The 19,341-nt window shown below is 67.2% G+C and carries 16 protein-coding genes; 14 read left to right on the top strand and 2 right to left on the bottom strand.

Annotated elements, in window-relative coordinates; translation table 11 throughout:
• Positions 1 to 109 precede the first annotated feature (109 nt).
• The 10 genes from der to WS57_RS27365 all read left to right on the top strand — a co-directional run bounded on the left by der (position 110) and on the right by WS57_RS27365 (position 11,153).
• On the top strand, positions 110 to 1,447 hold the full coding sequence (gene der / locus WS57_RS27410) for a ribosome biogenesis GTPase Der (RefSeq protein WP_052102236.1): 1,338 nt from the start codon (positions 110 to 112) through the stop codon (positions 1,445 to 1,447).
• Between the two features lie 141 nt (positions 1,448 to 1,588).
• Positions 1,589 to 1,828, top strand: coding sequence for an RNA chaperone Hfq (gene hfq / locus WS57_RS27405; protein WP_006399927.1), 240 nt, complete (start codon positions 1,589 to 1,591; stop codon positions 1,826 to 1,828).
• A gap of 72 nt (positions 1,829 to 1,900) precedes the next feature.
• Positions 1,901 to 3,076 (top strand): GTPase HflX, encoded by a 1,176-nt coding sequence (gene hflX / locus WS57_RS27400; protein ID WP_174903510.1) that lies wholly within the window; start codon positions 1,901 to 1,903, stop codon positions 3,074 to 3,076.
• Between the two features lie 47 nt (positions 3,077 to 3,123).
• Positions 3,124 to 4,509, top strand: a complete 1,386-nt coding sequence (gene hflK / locus WS57_RS27395; protein WP_059512706.1) for an FtsH protease activity modulator HflK — start codon at positions 3,124 to 3,126, stop codon at positions 4,507 to 4,509.
• A 16-nt stretch (positions 4,510 to 4,525) separates the two neighbouring features.
• Complete coding sequence (gene hflC / locus WS57_RS27390) at positions 4,526 to 5,428, top strand: protease modulator HflC (protein WP_059512704.1); 903 nt, start codon at positions 4,526 to 4,528, stop codon at positions 5,426 to 5,428.
• Positions 5,429 to 5,464: 36 nt separating this feature from the next.
• Positions 5,465 to 5,656, top strand: coding sequence for a DUF2065 domain-containing protein (locus tag WS57_RS27385; RefSeq protein WP_009687995.1), 192 nt, complete (start codon positions 5,465 to 5,467; stop codon positions 5,654 to 5,656).
• A gap of 101 nt (positions 5,657 to 5,757) precedes the next feature.
• The gene (locus WS57_RS27380; RefSeq protein WP_009687994.1) at positions 5,758 to 6,906 is read left to right on the top strand and encodes an ATP phosphoribosyltransferase regulatory subunit; all 1,149 of its coding nucleotides are present in this window, start codon (positions 5,758 to 5,760) and stop codon (positions 6,904 to 6,906) included.
• Between the two features lie 112 nt (positions 6,907 to 7,018).
• Positions 7,019 to 8,365, top strand: coding sequence for an adenylosuccinate synthase (locus WS57_RS27375; RefSeq protein WP_040127495.1), 1,347 nt, complete (start codon positions 7,019 to 7,021; stop codon positions 8,363 to 8,365).
• Positions 8,366 to 8,372: 7 nt separating this feature from the next.
• The gene (locus WS57_RS27370; protein ID WP_069245113.1) at positions 8,373 to 8,969 is read left to right on the top strand and encodes a phosphoribosyltransferase; all 597 of its coding nucleotides are present in this window, start codon (positions 8,373 to 8,375) and stop codon (positions 8,967 to 8,969) included.
• A 264-nt stretch (positions 8,970 to 9,233) separates the two neighbouring features.
• Positions 9,234 to 11,153, top strand: a complete 1,920-nt coding sequence (locus WS57_RS27365) for a potassium transporter Kup (protein ID WP_009687991.1) — start codon at positions 9,234 to 9,236, stop codon at positions 11,151 to 11,153.
• A 148-nt stretch (positions 11,154 to 11,301) separates the two neighbouring features.
• Here WS57_RS27365 and WS57_RS27360 read toward each other — a convergent pair whose 3' ends face one another.
• The gene (locus tag WS57_RS27360) at positions 11,302 to 13,629 is read right to left on the bottom strand and encodes a Tex family protein (protein WP_059512700.1); all 2,328 of its coding nucleotides are present in this window, start codon (positions 13,627 to 13,629) and stop codon (positions 11,302 to 11,304) included.
• Between the two features lie 163 nt (positions 13,630 to 13,792).
• Between WS57_RS27360 and WS57_RS27355 the strand changes: the two genes are divergently transcribed.
• From WS57_RS27355 to WS57_RS27345, 3 genes are all read left to right on the top strand, one after another.
• The gene (locus WS57_RS27355; RefSeq protein WP_059601138.1) at positions 13,793 to 14,545 is read left to right on the top strand and encodes a hypothetical protein; all 753 of its coding nucleotides are present in this window, start codon (positions 13,793 to 13,795) and stop codon (positions 14,543 to 14,545) included.
• A gap of 77 nt (positions 14,546 to 14,622) precedes the next feature.
• Positions 14,623 to 14,838: a YdcH family protein gene (locus WS57_RS27350; protein ID WP_006478692.1), complete on the top strand. Its 216-nt coding sequence runs from the start codon at positions 14,623 to 14,625 to the stop codon at positions 14,836 to 14,838.
• 55 nt (positions 14,839 to 14,893) lie between these two features.
• Entirely contained in the window at positions 14,894 to 17,140 is a 2,247-nt protein-coding gene (locus WS57_RS27345) for an ATP-dependent DNA helicase (protein WP_059512696.1), read from the top strand.
• A gap of 127 nt (positions 17,141 to 17,267) precedes the next feature.
• On the opposite strand, the gene WS57_RS27340 is transcribed toward WS57_RS27345, so the two are convergent.
• Entirely contained in the window at positions 17,268 to 18,092 is an 825-nt protein-coding gene (locus tag WS57_RS27340) for an outer membrane protein assembly factor BamD (RefSeq protein ID WP_009687986.1), read from the bottom strand.
• A gap of 41 nt (positions 18,093 to 18,133) precedes the next feature.
• Between WS57_RS27340 and WS57_RS27335 the strand changes: the two genes are divergently transcribed.
• Positions 18,134 to 19,336, top strand: coding sequence for an RluA family pseudouridine synthase (locus WS57_RS27335; RefSeq protein ID WP_069245112.1), 1,203 nt, complete (start codon positions 18,134 to 18,136; stop codon positions 19,334 to 19,336).
• The last annotated feature ends 5 nt before the right edge of the window (positions 19,337 to 19,341 follow it).

Raw genomic sequence — 19,341 nt, 5'->3', positions numbered from 1 at the left:
GCGCCCGGCGCGCGCATCCGGCGCGGCGCGAATTCGTGATATTTTCATTCAGCGCAGCCGCCCGCAGCAGCGGGCCTCCCGCTGCTGCGCTTCACCGTAGACAACACAGATGAAACCGGTCATTGCCCTCGTTGGGCGCCCCAATGTGGGGAAATCCACGCTGTTCAACCGGCTCACGCGCTCGCGCGATGCGCTGGTGGCCGACTTGCCGGGCCTGACGCGCGATCGCCATTACGGCGAAGGGCGCGTCGGCGAGCGGCCGTATCTCGTCGTCGACACGGGCGGCTTCGAGCCCGTCGCGAAGGACGGCATCCTGCACGAGATGGCGCGCCAGACGCGCCAGGCCGTCGAGGAAGCCGACGTCGTCGTGTTCATCGTCGACGGCCGCAACGGGCTGGCGCCGCAGGACAAGACGATCGCCGACTACCTGCGCAAGACCGGCCGGCCGATCTTCCTCGTCGTCAACAAGGCCGAGGGGATGAAGTACACGGCGGTCGCGACCGACTTCTACGAACTCGGGCTCGGCGATCCGCGCGCGATCTCGGCCGCGCACGGCGACGGCGTGACCGACATGATCAACGAGGCGCTGGAGGTCGCGTACGCGGACCAGCCGGAAGAAGAGGACGACAACGACCCGTCGCGCGGCATCAAGATCGCGATCGTCGGCCGGCCGAACGTCGGCAAGTCGACGCTCGTCAACGCGCTGATCGGCGAGGACCGCGTGATCGCGTTCGACATGCCGGGCACGACGCGCGATTCGATCTACGTCGACTTCGAGCGTAACGGCAAGAAATATACGCTGATCGATACGGCGGGCCTGCGCCGCCGCGGCAAGGTGTTCGAGGCGATCGAGAAGTTCTCGGTCGTGAAGACGCTGCAGTCGATCTCCGACGCGAACGTCGTCATTCTTCTGCTGGATGCGCAGCAGGACATTTCCGACCAGGACGCGCACATCGCCGGCTTCGTCGTCGAGCAGGGCCGTGCGCTCGTGATCGGTGTGAACAAATGGGACGGGCTCGACGAGCACGCGCGCGAGCGCGCCAAAGCGGATTTGACCCGCAAGCTGAAATTCCTCGATTTCGCGAAATCGCATTTCATTTCGGCCGCGAAGAAAACCGGCATCGGCGCGCTGATGCGCTCGGTCGACGACGCCTATGCGGCGGCGATGGCGAAGCTGCCGACGCCGAAGCTCACGCGCGCGCTGATCGAGGCCGTCGAGTTCCAGCAGCCGCGCCGCCGCGGCCCGGTGCGCCCGAAGCTGCGCTACGCGCACCAGGGCGGCCAGAATCCGCCGATCATCGTGATCCACGGCAACGCGCTCGACGCGGTGACGGAAACCTACAAGCGTTACCTGGAAAACCGTTTCCGCGAAACTTTCTCCCTGACCGGGACTCCATTGCGCATAGAGTTCCGTTCGTCGAACAACCCGTACGCGGACAAGGGCTGAAGCACGCCCCGCAACGGCTCGGCCGCATGGCCGAGGCCCGGGCGGGGCAGGCAAAATCGGCTATAGTGTAGCGATTGGCGCCGGATCTCTTTTTCTTCGTCGCCAATCCAGATCAACCTGCAAAAAAAGATGGAGTACGCCATGAGCAACAAAGGGCAATTGTTACAAGACCCGTTTTTGAACGCACTGCGCAAGGAGCACGTGCCCGTTTCGATCTATCTCGTCAACGGCATCAAGCTCCAAGGGAACATCGAATCGTTCGACCAGTACGTCGTGTTGCTCCGTAATACGGTGACCCAGATGGTTTACAAGCACGCCATCTCGACGGTCGTGCCGGCGCGCCCGGTGAATTTCCACCCGGACGCGGAAGCCTCGTCCTAACCCATTGCAGCGGCCGGCATCCGGTCGCCGCGAGCGACCGATGCCAGCCGCCTTATCTTGACACCCGATAATTTGATCAACGCAGCGCTCGTCGGCATCGATTTCGGCAAGACCGATTTCGAAGCCAGTCTCGAAGAACTCAGTCTTCTCGCCTCCAGCGCGGGGGCCCATCCCGCCGTCACCCTCACCGGCCGCCGGGCCAGTCCCGATGCCGCGATGTTCATCGGCAGCGGCAAGGCCGACGAATTGCGGCTCGCCTGCGAAGCCCACGACGTCGACATCGTCATCTTCAATCACGCGCTGGCGCCGGCGCAGCAACGCAATCTGGAGCGGGCGCTTAACCGGCGGGTGGTCGATCGAACCAGCCTCATCCTCGACATTTTCGCGCAGCGCGCGCGCAGCCACGAAGGCAAGCTGCAGGTCGAACTCGCGCAACTTCAGTACTTGTCGACGCGGCTGATCCGCGCGTGGACCCACCTCGAACGGCAAAAAGGCGGTATCGGCCTGCGCGGCCCCGGTGAAACGCAGCTCGAAACCGACCGCCGGCTGATCGGCGAGCGGATCAAGATGCTGAAGTCGCGGCTCGACCGCCTGCGCCGGCAGCACAGCACGCAGCGGCGCCAGCGTGCGCGCAGCGGCACGATGTCGGTGTCGCTCGTCGGCTACACGAACGCGGGCAAGTCGACGCTGTTCAATGCGCTGACGAAAGCGCAGGCGTATGCGGCCGACCAGCTGTTCGCGACGCTCGATACGACGTCGCGGCGCGTGTACCTCGGCGACGAGGTCGGCCAGATCGTCGTGTCGGACACGGTCGGCTTCATCCGCGAGCTGCCTCACCAGCTCGTCGCGGCGTTTCGCGCGACGCTCGAGGAAACGATCCATGCGGATCTGCTGCTGCACGTGGTCGACGCGTCGAGCGCGGTCCGGCTCGAGCAGATCGAGCAGGTCAACGGCGTGCTGCACGAGATCGGCGCGGACACGATCCGGCAGGTCCTGGTGTTCAACAAGATCGACGCCGTGCCCGAGCTGGCGGCCCGCGGCGACGCGGTCGAGCGGGACGAGTATGGTAATATTTCGCGCGTCTTTTTGAGCGCGCGCACGGGTCAGGGTCTTGATGCGTTGCGTGCCGCCATCGCCGAGATCGCCTCCGCGGAACATCTTTCCGGCGCGACGTTACCCAACGACGCGCTCGACGGCGCGCCCGCTGAACCACACGAAGACCACACGATTTCCGAACACGGGCGCTAACCGGTCCCGGCCGGTTCGCCGGCGTCTAATCTGGTGAACAAACTCTGGTGAACGAATACAACGAGCGGAGTACCTGGCGGCGGATGCGCGCCTTGCTGTCGATCAACGATCCCCGCTGGGGACGCGGCGAAGGCAATGGCAACGGCAAGGACGGATCCCGTCCCCGCGCGAACGAATCGAAGCGTCCGCCCGGCGGCGACGGCGAGGGTCCGCCCGATCTCGACGAGATGTGGCGCAACTTCAACCGGCGCCTGAGCGGCCTGTTCGGCGGCAAGGGCGGCAACGGCTTCCGTCCCGACAACGGCCGCGCCGCGCGGATCGGCGTCGGCATCGTGATCGGCGTGCTGATTGCGGTCTATGCCGGCAGCGGGCTGTTCGTCGTACAGGAAGGCCAGACCGGCGTCGTGCTGCAGTTCGGCAAGCTCGACGGCACCGTCGGCCAGGGCGTGCACTGGCGTGCGCCGTATCCGTTCGCGTCGCACGAGATCGTCGACACGACGCAGGTCCGCTCGATCGAGATCGGCCGCAACAACGTCGTGCGGCTCGCGAACGTGAAGGAATCGGCGATGCTGACGCGCGACGCGGACATCGTCGACGTGCGCTTCATCGTCCAGTACCGGATCCGTTCCGCCACCGACTACCTGTTCCGCAGCGTCGATCCCGAGCGCAGCGTGTCGCAGGCCGCGCAGGCGGCGGTGCGCGCGATCGTCGGCACGCGCAGCGCGGCCGACCTGCTGAACCAGGATCGCGACGCGATGCGCGAACAGCTTGCCGCCGCGATCCAGCGCGACCTCGACCGCTACCAGTCGGGGCTCGAGGTGACGGCCGTCACGATGCAGAGCGTCGCGGCGCCCGAGCAGACGCAGGCGGCGTACGCCGAAGTGGCCAAGGCGCGCGACGAGCGCGAGGCCGCGAAGCGCGCCGCGCAGGCCTATGCGAACGACCTGCTGCCGAAGGCGCAGGGCGATGCCGCGAAGCTCATCGACGAGGCGAAGACCTACGCGGACCGTGTCGTCACGGAAGCCGAAGGCGACGCCGATCGCTTCAAGCAGGTCTATGCGCAGTATTCGAAGGCACCCGCGGTGATCCGCGAGCGGATGTATCTCCAGACGATGCAGGAAATCTACTCGAACACGACCAAGGTGTTCGTCGGCAACAAGGGCGGCAGCGTCGTGTACCTGCCGCTCGACAAGCTCGTCGAGCAGGGGCGGCAAAACGCCGCGGCATCGGCCGCCGCGGCACCGGCCGCCGCGGCACCGGCCGCCGGTGCGTCCGCGCCGGACGCCGGATCGGCGCCGGCAGCGGTGGCTGCGCCGGCATCGGGCGCGGCCGCGAGTGCCGCGTCGGCAACCGCGGCGCCGGCATCGGGCGGCGACGCGCTGCGATCGCGCGAAGGCTTTCGCAGCCGGTCGCGCGAAGACGATCTGAAGTAACGGGGGAGCGCAGAACATGAACCGAATCATTGCGCTCGTCGTCGCGATCGTGATCGTGGCCTTCGCGGCCTCCTCGACGGTGCTGACCGTCGATCCGCGCCATGCGGCCGTGCTGTCGGGCCGCGACGGCGCGCAGCCGGAACTCGCGGGCCCCGGCATCCATTTCAAGCTGCCGCCGCCGCTGCAGACGGCGACGCTGATCGACACGCGTCTGCAGTCGCTCGAGCCGGCCGATCCGTTGCAGCTCGCGACCGAGGACAAGCACGACCTGCTCGTCGCGTATGCGGTCAAGTACCGCGTCAGCGATCCGATGAAGTATTTCGCCGCCACGGGCGGCGACCCGGCGGCCGCCACCGATCGCCTGACCGGCGTGCTGAAGAGCGCGCTCGGCGACGCATTCGGCAAGCGCGCGCTCGACGATGCGCTCGGCGGCCAGCCGGCGATCGCCGATGCGGCGCGCGACGCGGCGCGCGCGAACGCGGCGGGGTTCGGCATCGACGTGGTCGACGTCCAGCTCACGCGCGTCGACCTACCGGCGGCGCAGACGGATGCCGTCTACCAGCGGATGATCGGCGCACTGCGCGACCAGGCCGCGCAGGTGCGCGCCGAGGGCGCGGCCGACGTCGAGCAGATCAAGGCCGACGCCGAGCGCGAACAGCAGGCCGTGCTGGCGAATGCGTACAAGTCCGCGCAGACGATCAAGGGCGAGGGCGACGCGAAGGCCGCGACGATCGCCGCCGATGCGTTCGGCAAGGATCCGCAGTTCTACCAGTTCTATGCGAGCCTGCAGGCGTACCGGAACACGTTCAAGCGCAACGACGTCATCGTCGTCGACCCCGACAGCGAGTTCTTCCGCTTCATGCGCAGCCCGACGGGCGGCGCCGCCGCGCCGGCGGCACCCGCTTCCCGCAAACACTGACCTTGGGGTGCCGCGTCGAGCGGCGCCGTCGCTCGCATGGACCTGGCTGGCTCGTTGTTGCTCGCAGTAGCGCTGATGCTGATCATCGAGGGGGCGTTCCCCTTCGTGTTTCCTGTCGCCTGGCGCGACACGTTTCGTAGAATAGCGGAGCGGCCGCCGCATCATATCCGGATCGGCGGGCTGATCGTCATGGCGCTCGGGCTCGTGCTGCTGCTGCTCGCCACCTGATCCCGGACGGCGCACCCGCCGTCCGTCCCGCCCGATTCCGATTGCCGATTCATCTTGCGGCGCGCGTGGCGCGCGCCGTTTCATGTCGTAGGACCGTACCGATGTCGACCTGGTTACTTCCCGAGAATATCGCCGACGTATTGCCGTCGGAAGCGCGCAAGATCGAGGAGCTGCGCCGCAGGCTGCTCGACCGCTTCCGGTCGTATGGCTACGAGATGGTGATGCCGCCGCTGCTCGAGTATCTCGAGTCGCTGCTGACGAGCGGCGGCGCCGATCTGCGCCTGCGCACCTTCAAGCTGGTCGACCAGCTGTCGGGGCGCACGCTCGGCCTGCGCGCGGACATCACGCCGCAGGTCGCGCGCATCGACGCGCACCTGCTGAACCGTCAGGGCGTGACGCGCCTCTGCTATGCGGGCCACGTGATGCATACGCGTCCGCGCGGCCTGCATGCGACGCGCGAACAGATCCAGATCGGCGCGGAAATCTATGGCCATGCGGGGCTCGAAGCCGATCTCGAGATCCAGCAGCTGATGCTCGACGCGCTGCATCTCGCGGGCCTGTCGCGCATCCGTCTCGACCTGTGCCACGCGGGCGTGCTCGCGGCGCTGCTCGCGCGCGATGCGCAGGCCGCGGCGCGCGGCGAGGCGCTGTACGACGCGCTGTCGGGCAAGGATGTGCCGCTCCTGAACGAACTGACCGACGATCTCGGCGCCGACACGCGCGCCGCGCTGCGCGCGCTGCCGCACCTGTACGGCGATGCGAGCGTGCTCGACGAGGCGCGCTCGCGGCTGCCGGTGCTGCCGGAGATCACGCGCGCGCTGGACGATCTCGCGCAGCTCGCGGCGCAGGCGAAGGGCGCCGAGGTCGCGATCGACCTGGCGGACCTGCGCGGCTACGCGTACCACAGCGGTGCGATGTTTACCGCCTACATCGACGGCGTGCCGAACGCGATCGCGCGCGGCGGCCGTTACGACCATGTCGGCCAGGCATACGGCCGGGCGCGCCCGGCGACGGGCTTCTCGCTCGACCTGCGCGAGCTTGCGCGGATTTCGCCGGTCGAGGCGCGCGGTACCGCGATCCTCGCGCCGTGGGCGCAGGACGATGCGCTGCAGGCCGCCGTCGCCGCGCTGCGCGATGCGGGCGAGGTCGTGATCCAGGCGCTGCCGGGCCACGACCACGTGCTCGACGAGTTCGCCTGCGACCGTTCGCTCGTCGAGCGCAACGGCGCATGGGTGGTCGAGCCCCGTTAAACAGGGGTTCGCGGGCCGCGTTCGACGTGCATATCGTTGACGCGAAACGGAAAAATTCGGAATCGTCCGCGAACCTAGGTAGAATACGTTTTTAACCAGCTAACGAATCAACATGTCTGCCAGCGCAGTGAATGTGACTCCCGGGCGCAACGTCGTCGTCGTGGGGACTCAATGGGGTGATGAAGGCAAGGGCAAGATCGTCGACTGGCTGACGGACCACGCTCAAGGCGTCGTGCGTTTCCAGGGCGGCCACAACGCCGGTCACACCCTCATCATCGGCGGCAAGAAGACGATCTTGCGCCTCATTCCGTCGGGCATCATGCGTGAAGGCGTCGCGTGCTTCATCGGCAACGGCGTCGTACTGTCCCCCGAAGCACTGTTCAAGGAAATCGGCGAGCTCGAAGAAGCCGGCGTGAACGTGCGCGATCGTCTGTTCATCTCCGAAGCCACGACGCTGATCCTGCCGTACCACATCGCGATCGACCAGGCGCGCGAAGCGCGCAAGGGCGCCGGCAAGATCGGCACGACCGGCCGCGGCATCGGCCCGGCGTACGAAGACAAGGTCGGCCGTCGCGCGCTGCGCGTGCAGGACCTGTTCGACGCGAAGACCTTCGCCGACCGCCTGCGCGAAAACCTCGATTTCCACAACTTCGTGCTGACCCAGTACCTGGGCGGCGCGGCCGTCGACTTCCAGGCCACGCTCGACACGATGCTCGGCTATGCCGATCGCCTGAAGCCGATGGTGGCCGACGTGTCGCGCCGTCTGTACGACGCGAACAATGCGGGCCAGAACCTGCTGTTCGAAGGCGCGCAGGGCACGCTGCTCGACATCGACCACGGCACCTATCCGTTCGTCACGTCGAGCAACTGCGTCGCCGGGGCGGCGTCCGCCGGCGCCGGCGTCGGTCCGCAGAAGCTCAACTACATCCTCGGCATCACCAAGGCGTACTGCACGCGCGTCGGCTCGGGTCCGTTCCCGAGCGAACTGTACGATGCGGACAACCCGAAGCGTCAGGACCAGGTCGGCGTCACGCTCGCGAACGTCGGCAAGGAATTCGGCTCGGTCACCGGCCGTCCGCGCCGCACCGGCTGGCTCGACGCCGCTGCGCTGCGCCGCTCGATCCAGATCAACGGCGTGTCGGGCCTGTGCATGACGAAGCTGGACGTGCTCGACGGCCTCGAAGAGGTCAAGCTGTGCGTCGGCTACAAGATCGACGGCAAGGACGTGGACATCCTGCCGCGCGGCGCGGCCGACGTGGCCCGTTGCGAGCCCGTCTACGAAACCTTCGCGGGCTGGAAGGAAAGCACCGTCGGCATCAAGGCGTGGGACGCGCTGCCGGCCAATGCGCAGGCTTACCTGGCACGCGTCCAGGAAGTGGCCGGCGTGCCGATCGACATGGTGTCGACGGGTCCGGACCGCGACGAAACGATCCTGCTTCGCCATCCGTTCAAGGTGTAATTTCCAGATGACGCAGCAACATACGATGACGGCCGCCGATCTGATGACTGATCCGCGCAACGACGACAAGAACCTGTGGGTCGGCTGGGATGAATATCACCGGCTGATCGAACTGCTCGCGCTGCAGGTGCACGAGTCGGGCTGGAAGTTCGACCAGATCCTGTGTCTCGCGCGCGGCGGCCTGCGCGTCGGCGACCAGCTCTCGCGCATCTACGACGTGCCGCTCGCGATCCTCGCGACGAGCTCGTACCGGGAAGCCGCCGGCCGCGAGCAGGGCGAACTCGATATCGCGCAGTACATCACGATGACACGCGGCAATCTCGCGGGCAACGTGCTGCTGGTCGACGATCTCGTCGATTCCGGCGTCACGCTCGCATGCGTGCAGGAGCATCTGAAGGAGCGTTATCCGGCCGTCACGGCGGTGCGCTCGGCCGTGCTCTGGTACAAGGGGTGCTCGAAGGTCAAGCCCGACTACCACACGCAGTTCCTGCCGACGAATCCGTGGATTCATCAGCCGTTCGAGGAGTGGGACACGGTGCGCCCGCACAACCTCGAGGCGTGGATCAAGCGCGGTCGCGCGCAGCGCGACGGTTCGGGCGCATAAGCGCCTCGTATCGTCGACGAAAGCCTTGCACGGCGCCGCTTGCGGCGCCGTTTTCATTGGCGGGCGGCGCCGGCGGCGGGGCGGCCCGGTAGGCAGGCGGCACGGCCCCGGCTATGATGGCAGGCCTGCCACAGCTCGCGTCGCATTGCATCCGCGGCATGGGTCACGTGGCTTCGCGGCAACAGCGCAGGACGGCTTTTCGTGGGTGCGCGAGTAGAATAGCGCTCGTTTTGTCCGAATCCGGACCCGATTATTACGCTTCATATGAACGATACGATCCACCCGACCGACGCAGCAGCCCACGCGCCGCATTCGGCGCATCAACACTCGCTGCGGGCGCTCGCGATAGCGGCCATCGGCGTGGTGTTCGGCGACATCGGGACGAGCCCGCTGTATTCGCTCAAGGAGGCGTTCAGCCCCGCGCACGGCATTCCGCTGACCGAATCCTCGATTCTCGGGGTGATCTCGCTGCTGTTCTGGGCCATCATCCTGGTGGTCGGTGTCAAATACCTGCTGTTCGTGATGCGCGCCGACAACAACGGCGAGGGCGGCGTGCTCGCGCTGATGGCGCTGTCGCTGCGGCCGCTCAATTCGAAGGGGCGCGTGGCGGGCGCGCTGATGGCGCTCGGGATCTTCGGCGCGTGCATGTTCTACGGCGACGCGGTGATCACGCCGGCGATCTCGGTGATGTCGGCGGTCGAAGGGCTCGAGATCGCCGCGCCGCAACTGACCCATCTCGTGCTGCCGATCACGATCGTGATCCTGATCGCGCTGTTCTGGATCCAGCGCCACGGCACCGCGACGGTCGGCAAGCTGTTCGGCCCGATCATGGTGCTGTGGTTCGTCGCGATCGCGGCGCTCGGTGTGTATCACATCGTGCGCGTGCCGGGCATCATCGCGGCGATCAACCCGTATTACGCCGCGTCGTTCATGGCCGATCACCTGCTGCAGGCCTACGTCGTGCTCGGCTCGGTCGTGCTGGTGCTGACCGGCGCCGAAGCGCTCTACGCGGACATGGGTCACTTCGGCGCAAAGCCGATCCGCATCGCCGCGTACGGGCTCGTGATGCCGTCGCTGGTGCTGAACTACTTCGGGCAGGGCGCGCTGCTGATCCAGAACCCGAAGGCGATCGAAAACCCGTTCTTCCTGCTGGCGCCGGAATGGGCGCTGCTGCCGCTCGTGATCCTGTCGACGGTCGCCACCGTGATCGCGTCGCAGGCGGTGATCTCGGGCGCGTATTCGCTGACCTCGCAGGCGATCCAGCTCGGCTACGTGCCGCGCATGAAAGTGCTGCACACGTCCGAACTGGCGATCGGCCAGATCTACGTGCCGGTCGTGAACTGGCTGCTGCTGTTCGTGATCCTCTGCATCGTGATCGGTTTCAAGAGCTCCGACAATCTCGCGGCCGCATACGGCATCGCGGTGACGGCGACGATGGTGATCACGACGGTGCTCGCATGCGTCGTGATGGTGAAGGTGTGGAACTGGAACCGGCTGCTGGTCGGCGCGATCATTGCCGTCTTCCTGACGATCGATCTCGGCTTTTTCGGCGCGAACCTGCTGAAGGTCGCGCAGGGCGGCTGGCTGCCGCTCGGCATCGGCGCGCTGCTGTTCTTCCTGCTGATGACCTGGTACAAGGGGCGGCACATCGTCAAGGAGCGCACCGCGGCCGACGGTATTCCGCTGGAGCCGTTCCTGCAGGGGCTGCTCGCGCATCCGCCGCACCGCGTGTCGGGCACCGCGATCTACCTGACCGGCAACGACAAGCTCGTGCCCGTCAGCCTGCTGCACAACCTGAAGCACAACAAGGTGCTGCACGAGCGTACGCTGTTCATGACCTTCGTCACGCGCGACATTCCGTACGTGCGCGACGACAAGCGCCTGAGCGCGCGCGATGCGGGCGGCGGCCTGTATATCGTGAAGGCCGAATACGGCTTCAACGAGACGCCGGACGTGAAGGCGGTGCTCGAGGAGTTCGGCCGCACGCACGACATGACCTTCGAGCTGATGGACACGTCGTTCTTCCTCGCGCGCGAAACGGTCGTGCCGACGCAGCTGCCCGGCATGTCGATCTGGCGCGAGCGCGTGTTCGCGTGGATGCACCAGAACGCCGCGAAGCCGACCGATTTCTTTGCGATTCCGGCGAACCGCGTCGTCGAGCTCGGCACGAAGATCGAGATCTAGGCGCCGCCGCAGGCCGGGTTGACGTGCCGGCCTGCGCGTCGCGTCGCGCTCGGCGGTTTCGTCCTTTCCCGCCTTTCCTGGTCCTGTCGCCACAGTAAAAAAGCCCGCCGGATGGCGGGCTTTGCTATTGGAGGCGACCCTCGCCGGCTCAGCGCTGCTTGAGCTTCGCGAACGCCGCGGCCATCGCGCCGGCCGGTTCCGGCTCGCGCGAACGCGTCGGGCGGGCTGCGCCGCGCCCCGCGTTGCCGCGATCCTGACCGCCGCGCGCCGACAATGCGCCGGGCGCCGCGTCGTCGTCGAGGCGCATCGTCAGCGAAATGCGCTGGCGCTTCACGTCGACGTCGAGCACCTTGACCTTGACGACCTGGCCGGCCTTCACGACTTCGTGCGGATCCTTGATGAACTTCGTCGACATCGCGGACACGTGCACGAGGCCGTCCTGGTGGACGCCGACATCGACGAATGCGCCGAATGCGGCGACGTTCGTCACGACGCCTTCCAGCGTCATGCCCGGCACCAGATCCGACACCTTCTCGACGCCTTCGCGGAACGTCGCGGTCTTGAATTCGGGGCGCGGATCGCGGCCCGGCTTTTCCAGTTCGGACAGGATGTCGCGCACGGTCGGCAGGCCGAAGCGCTCGTCGACGAATTCGCTCGGCGACAGGCCCGACAGCGCGTCGCGATTGCCGAGCACGTCGTCGATGCGCTTGCTGATCCTGGCCAGCATCCGCTCGACGACCGGATAGGCTTCAGGGTGCACCGACGAGCGGTCGAGCGGATTTTCGCCGCCGTTGATGCGCAGGAAGCCGGCCGCCTGTTCGAAGGTCTTGTCGCCGAGGCGGGGCACCTTGCGCAGGTGCTCGCGCGACGGGAACGGGCCGTTCGCATCGCGGTAGTCGACGATGTTGCGCGCGAGCGTCGCGTTCAGCCCCGACACGCGCGCGAGCAGCGCGGCGGACGCGGTGTTCGCGTCGACGCCGACCGCGTTCACGCAGTCCTCGACGACCGCATCGAGCGAGCGGGCCAGTTCGCGCTGGTTCACGTCGTGCTGGTACTGGCCGACGCCGATCGCCTTCGGCTCGATCTTCACGAGCTCGGCGAGCGGATCCTGCAGGCGGCGCGCGATCGACACGGCGCCGCGCAGCGACACGTCCATGTCGGGGAATTCCTTCGCCGCGAGTTCGGACGCCGAATAGACCGACGCGCCGGCTTCCGACACGACGATCTTCTGCAGACGCAGTTCGGGATGCTTCGCGATCAGCTCGCTCGCGAGCTTGTCGGTCTCGCGCGACGCGGTGCCGTTGCCGATGCTGATCAGCTCGGCCTGCGTCTGCGCGGCGAGGCGCGCGAGCTTCGCGATCGAGCCGTCCCAGTCGCGGCGCGGCTCGTGCGGGTAGATCGTGTCGGTCGCGAGCACCTTGCCGGTGCGGTCGACGACCGCGACCTTCACGCCCGTGCGCAGGCCGGGGTCGAGACCGATCACGGCCTTCGGGCCGGCCGGGGCCGCGAGCAGCAGGTCCTTCAGGTTGCGCGCGAACACGCGGATCGCTTCGGCTTCGGCCGTTTCGCGCAGCTGCGTGAGCAGTTCGTTCTCGATATGCGGCTGCACCTTCACGCGCCAGCACCAGCGGCATACGTCGGACAGCCACTTGTCGGCCGGGCGATTCTGGTTCGCGATGCCGAAATGGCGCGCGATCATCGCTTCGCCCGGATGCGGCACCTGCGTGTCGAGTTCTTCGCCGAGGCCGAGCTTGATCGTCAGCACGCCGGCGTTGCGGGCGCGGAACAGCGCGAGCGCGCGGTGCGACGGCACGGTTTTCAACGTTTCCGCGTAATCGTAGTAGTCGCGGAACTTCTCGCCTTCCTCGTTTTCCTTGCCCTCGACGACCGTCGACGACACGACGCCCTGATTGCTCAGGTAGTCGCGCAGCTTGCCCAGCAGCTCGGCCGTCTCGCCGAACTGCTCGGACAGGATGTCGCGCGCGCCGTCGAGCGCGGCCTTCACGTCGGCGACGCCCTTGTCGGCGTCGACGTACGCGGCGGCCTCGACCTGCGGGTCGAGCAGCGGGTTCGCGAGCAGCGCCTGCGCGAGCGGCTCGAGGCCGGCTTCGCGCGCGATCTGTGCGCGCGTGCGGCGCTTCGGCTTGTACGGCAGATAAAGGTCTTCGAGCACCTGTTTGCTGTCGGCCGCGTCGATCGCGGCGCGCAGCTCGTCGGTCAGCTTGCCCTGTTCGTCGATGCTCGACAGGATCGCCGCGCGGCGATCCTCGAGTTCGCGCAGATACAGGAGGCGTTCTTCGAGCTGGCGCAGTTGTGTGTCGTCCAGGTTGCCGGTGACTTCCTTGCGATACCGGGCAATGAACGGAACGGTCGAGCCTTCGTCGAGGAGTTGCACCGCTGCCGCGACCTGGCGCGGCTGGACGGACAGTTCGGTGGCGATGCGCTGTACGATCTTGAGTGCTACGGTTTCCGTCATGTCGTTGATGAGCTTCTGCCTGCTGAAATCGCGGCGCGGGCCGGCACGCCCGGCGCGGCGGGCTGCTTGGCGGGCCCGCCGGACCTGATGCCGCGGGTGGGTGAAGCGGGGCATTTTGCCATAAATGGCGGAGCGTCCAGCCGGCGGTGATAGAATTTGACACATGTCCCGCAGCTTTCCTACGACGTTGCCAACTTCCCGCTTTTCTCTCGTCGCGCTCGGCGCAGCGCTTGCCGCGGCTTTGTCCGTCGGGCCGTCCGGCGCGTACGCGCAGGCTTCGGCCGTCACCGCCCCGGACGCCGTCGCGTCGGCCCCCGGCGCGGCCGGCCCCGCGCAGGATTTTGACGCCCGTCAAAAAGTGCTCAATCAACGCTCCGCGGAAAACGATTATCGTTATGCCGTGGCCGAGCATGATTGCTACAGCAAGTTTTTCGTCAATCACTGTCTCGGCAAGGCGCGCGACCGGATGCGCGAGGAGCGGGCGAGCATCCAGCAGGAGCAGCTCGCGCTCGACGACGAGCAGCGCGCGGTGCGCGCGCAGCAGCGCGACCAGCAGATCGCGCTGAAGCAGGCGCAGAACGCGGCGGAAGCGCCGCAGCGCGCGGCGACCGACGCGGCGAATGCGGCGGCGTTCCGCGAAAAGCAGGAGCAGAATGCACTGAAGCAGGCGCAGCGCGGCGCGGAAGGTCCGCAGCGCGCGGCGAACAAGCAGGCGTACGACCAGAAGCAGGCCGATTTCCAGCGCAAGCTCGACCAGGCGCACCAGCAGGCGGCGCAGAAGGCGCAGGAGCGGGCGGACAACGCCGCGCGCTACGAGCAGAAGCAGAAGGAGGCCGCGCAGCACAAGGCCGACGTCGAGCGGCGTCAGCAGGAAGCGGCCCAAAAGGCCAAACAGCAGCAACAGCAGGGGCAGTAACGTGTTGGATTGATCCGGAATCAGTCTCGTGCGCGTCGGCACGCCAGTCGGCGCGCCGCTTCGATGAGGAGGCAGGTATGCAAAACCGTCACACGGAACAGCAGCAGGAATTGCACAACCGTTTGGCTGCATTGCAGGAGCAGCACCAGCAGCTCGCTCGGGAGATCGAGCTGAAGGAAGGGCACTCCGACATCGACGACATCACGCTGCACCGGCTGAAGAAGGAAAAGCTGGCGGCCAAGGACAAAATCATTTTGCTGCAATCGCAGCTCGAACCGGATAAGCGCGCCTGAGCGCGGCCTGGCAAGCGCCGGCGCCGCCCGGGCGCAGGACACAGGAACGCTTGCCTTGAATTCACCGCTTGAAGCCACCCCCGATGCCCGGCGTGACGCGTCGTCCGCCGGGCGCGTTCGTGCGCCCGAAGGCACCTTCGAGCTGAGCCGCAAGCGCGTCGACGAACTCGACACGATCTTCGGCGAAGGCGGGTTGCTCGCGCGCACGCTCGACGGCTATCGGCCCCGGACGTCGCAGATCGAGATGGCGCGCGCCGTCGCGTCCGCGATGGAGGCGTCCGCGCGCCGGATGCCGGAACCCGAGATCTTCGAAACCCGCAAGCGGCCCGCGCGCCGCCTCGGCGAAGGCGACAAAACCGCCGAACCGGGCGCGGCGCCCGTCGCGGCCGCCGAGCCCGACGCCGACGCGGGCGACAACACGCTGATCGTCGAGGCCGGTACGGGTACCGGCAAGACCTACGCGTATCTGGTGCCCGCGATGCTGTGGGGCGGCAAGGTGATCGTGTCGACCGGCACCAAGCACCTGCAGGACCAGCTGTTCCTGCGCGACATCCCCACGGTTCGCAATGCGCTCGCGGTGCCCGTGACGGTCGCGATGCTCAAGGGGCGCGCGAACTATCTGTGCCATTACTACCTGCAGCGCACGGCCGACAACGGTCGCCTGCCGTCGCGGCAGGACACGGCCTATCTGCAGGAAATCATCCGCTTCGCGAAGATCACCAAGAGCGGCGACAAGGCCGAGCTGGCCAGCGTGCCGGAAACGGCGCCTGTATGGTCGATGGTCACGTCCACGCGCGACAACTGCCTCGGCCAGGAATGCCCGCATTACAAGGAGTGCTTCGTGATGCAGGCGCGGCGCGAGGCGCAGCAGGCCGACGTCGTGGTCGTCAACCATCACCTGTTCTTCGCGGACATCATGCTGCGCGATACCGGGATGGCCGAGCTGCTGCCGAATGCGAACACGGTGATCTTCGACGAAGCGCATCAGTTGCCGGAGACGGCGACGCTGTTCTTCGGCGAGACGCTGTCGACGACGCAGATCCTCGAACTGGCCCGCGACACGGTGGCCGAGGGCTTGAGCCACGCGCGCGATGCGGTCGAATGGGTGAAGCTCGGCGGCGAGCTCGAACGTGCGGCGCGCGACCTGCGTCTCGCGTTCGCGAATGACCAGATCGTGCGCATGTCGCTCGCGCAGCTCGGCGACGATCACCCGATGTTCGGTGCGCTCGATGCACTCGAGGCGGCGCTGGACGCACTCGCGTCGGCACTGGCGAGCCAGGCCGAGCGTGCGGAATCGCTCGGTGCGTGCCTGCGGCGCGCGCGCGAACTGCAGGATCTGCTGGCGGGCTGGGTTGCGCCCGGCGCGGCCGAAGCGGCTGCGCAAGCCGATGCGTCGGCCGCCGACGGTGCGGCTGCCGACGGCGATCCGAACGAGAAGGTGCGCTGGGTCGAGGTGTTTGCACATACGGTCCAGCTGCACGAAACGCCGCTGTCGGTCGCGCCGATCTTCGCAAAGCAGCGCGCGGGCGTGCCGCGCGCATGGATCTTCACGTCGGCGACCCTGTCGGTGCGCGGCGACTTCACGCACTACGCGGCGCAGATGGGCCTCAGCTCGCGGCGCTCGATGACGCTCGCCAGCCCGTTCGACTACCCGTCGCAGGGGCTGCTGTACGTGCCGCGCAACCTGCCGCAGCCGTCTTCGCCGGCATTTACCGATGCGGTGTTCGATGCCGCGCTGCCGGCGATCGAGGCGTCGGGCGGCGGCGTGTTCATGCTGTGCACGACGCTGCGCGCGGTCGACCGCATCGCGTCGAAGCTGCGCGACGTGATCGAGGCGCGCGGCTGGAACACGCCGCTTCTCGTGCAGGGCGATGCGAGCCGTACCGAACTGCTCGACCGCTTCCGCGCGTATGGCAACGCGATCCTGGTCGGCAGCCAGAGCTTCTGGGAAGGCGTCGACGTGCGTGGCGACGCGCTGTCGCTCGTCGTGATCGACAAGCTGCCGTTTGCGCCGCCCGACGATCCGGTGCTGGCCGCGCGGCTCGATGCACTCACGAAGAAGGGGCTGAGCCCGTTTGCCGTGCATCAGCTGCCGCAGGCCGTGATCACGCTGAAGCAGGGCGCGGGGCGGCTGATCCGCGCGGAAACCGATCGCGGCGTGCTGATGATCTGTGACACGCGGCTCGTCGACAAGCCTTACGGGCGCCGCATCTGGCAAAGCCTGCCGCCGTTCAAGCGCACGCGCGAGATCGCGGTCGTGCAGGACTTCTTCGACGAGCATCGCGCCGGCAACCGCGCGTGACGGCGCGCGGCGACTACCGCGCTGTCTGTCGCTGGCGGCGGTCGATGCGACGGCAACCGATGGCAATAAAAAACCCGGCTCAGGCCGGGTTTTTTATTGGTGCGGCAGCCGCCGCAGGCAGCGTCGTTCAGAACTGCCACCACGACTTCTTCGTGCCGGGGCGTGCATGGCCCGTGATGTACGGGCTGTCCGGGAACGTGCCCGCGAGCACGCGCTTGGTGTCTTCGGCGAGTTGCGGCTGGTTCAGCTTGCCGTACGACAGGATCATGATGTGCAGCGCATCCTCGATCGCCGGGGCGCCCTTGTAATCCTTGATCGCGAGCTGCGCGCGGTTGATCGCCGCGACATATGCGCCGCGCCGGTAGTAGTAGTCGGCCGCATGCACCTCGTGCGACGCGAGCGCGTTGACGATGTAGCGCATCCGCGCCGCGGCGTCGGGCGCGTATTTGCTCTTCGGATAGCGATCGACGACGACCTTGAACGCATCGTACGATTCGCGCAGCGCCTGCGGATCGCGCTCGCTCATGTCCTGGCCGGAGAAGCGGCCGAACAGCCCGAGATCGTCGTTGAAGTGGATCATCCCTTTCAGGTAGTACGCGTACGGGATGTCGGGGTGATCCGGGTGGAGCTGGATGAAGCGGTCGACGGCCTGGTCGGCGGCGGCCGTTTCGTTGTCCTTCCAGTTGCAGTACGCGACGTTGATCTGCGCCTGCTGCGCGAAATGACCGAACGGGTCGCGGCCCTGCAGCGCTTCGAAATATTTCGCGCACTTGCCCCAGTCGCCGCCGGACAGTGCGTCCTGGGCCTCTGAGTATAATTTGTTGTTCGACCAGGTAGCCGTCTCGTCCTGCTTCTGCGGCAAGCCGTGGCAGCCGGCGATGAGGGCCGCGGCCGCTACCGCCGCAGCCCGGGCGGCGACGGTTCTGGCCGTGCGTTTGGTCGAATTCATCATGCTCGCATGTCCTAGCTTCAAGTCTCGGTGACCCAGTCTAAATGACCCGTTCAAGTTCGCAGAATGCCCCGCAGGGCAAGCCAAATCGCGAAGATTATAGCCCAAGCGATCGGCCCGCCGACGTTGCCTCCGGGGATTCCCTCGACGACGATCTGACCGGCGACGCGTTGCAGCCGTCCGGCGTGCCGCCGGCGGCGGGCGACGATGCGCCGCGCATCGTCGAAGTACCCGCGTCGCTCGCCGGCGAACGACTCGACAAGGCGCTTGCCCAGTTGTTCCCCGAATTCTCCCGCAGCCGGCTGCAGAGCTGGATCGATGCGCAGCGCGTGCGCATCGACGGCGCACCGGCGAAGATCCGTCAGCCGGTGCCGCTCGGCGCGACGATCGAGCTGGTGCCCGATCTGCTCCCCGAACAGCTTGCGTTCACGCCGGAGCCGGTGCCGCTCGACGTCGTCTACGAGGACGACGCGCTCGTCGTCATCAACAAGCCGGCCGGCCTCGTCGTGCATCCGGCCGCCGGCAACTGGAGCGGCACGATCCTCAACGGGCTGCTGCATCGCTACGGCGACGCGGCGGCCGGCCTGCCGCGCGCGGGGATCGTCCACCGCCTCGACAAGGAAACGTCGGGCCTGATGGTGGTCGCGCGCACGCTCGCCGCGCAGACCGATCTCGTGCGCCAGCTGCAGGCGCGCACGGTCAAGCGCCGCTATTTCGCGCTCGTGTGGGGCATGATGCCCGAGGACGGCACGATTGACGCGCCGATCGGCCGCGATCCGCGCGAACGCACGCGCATGGCGGTCGTCACCGGCGCATCCGGCAAGCCTGCGCGCACGCATTTCCGCACGGTTGACACATGCGTGTGGCAACGTCAGCCCGTGTCCGCGATCCAGTGCGATCTCGAAACCGGTCGCACGCACCAGATCCGCGTGCATTGCTCGCATGTCGGGCATCCGCTGCTGGGCGACCCGGTCTACGGCCGTGCACGCGGCAAGCGCTCGGTCGCGGCGCTGCCGAACGGTTTCGCGCGCCAGGCGCTGCATGCGTGGCGGCTGGGCCTGATCCATCCGGTCACGGGCAAGGCGATGCAGTGGCGCTGCCCGTTGCCGGACGACATGAACGCGCTCGTCGAGGCGCTCGGCTTCGGGCAGAACGACGAGGATTTCGACGACGACGGTGGCTATGACGATGATTTTGGCGGCGATTACCACGACGATGGGTCGTACGCGGACGACGAGGAGGATTGAGTGCC

Source organism: Burkholderia pseudomultivorans (assembly GCF_001718415.1).
Lineage (GTDB): Bacteria > Pseudomonadota > Gammaproteobacteria > Burkholderiales > Burkholderiaceae > Burkholderia > Burkholderia pseudomultivorans_A.
The sequence above is the reverse complement of the archived record's forward strand: the minus strand, read 5'-3'. Positions and strand labels throughout refer to the sequence as shown.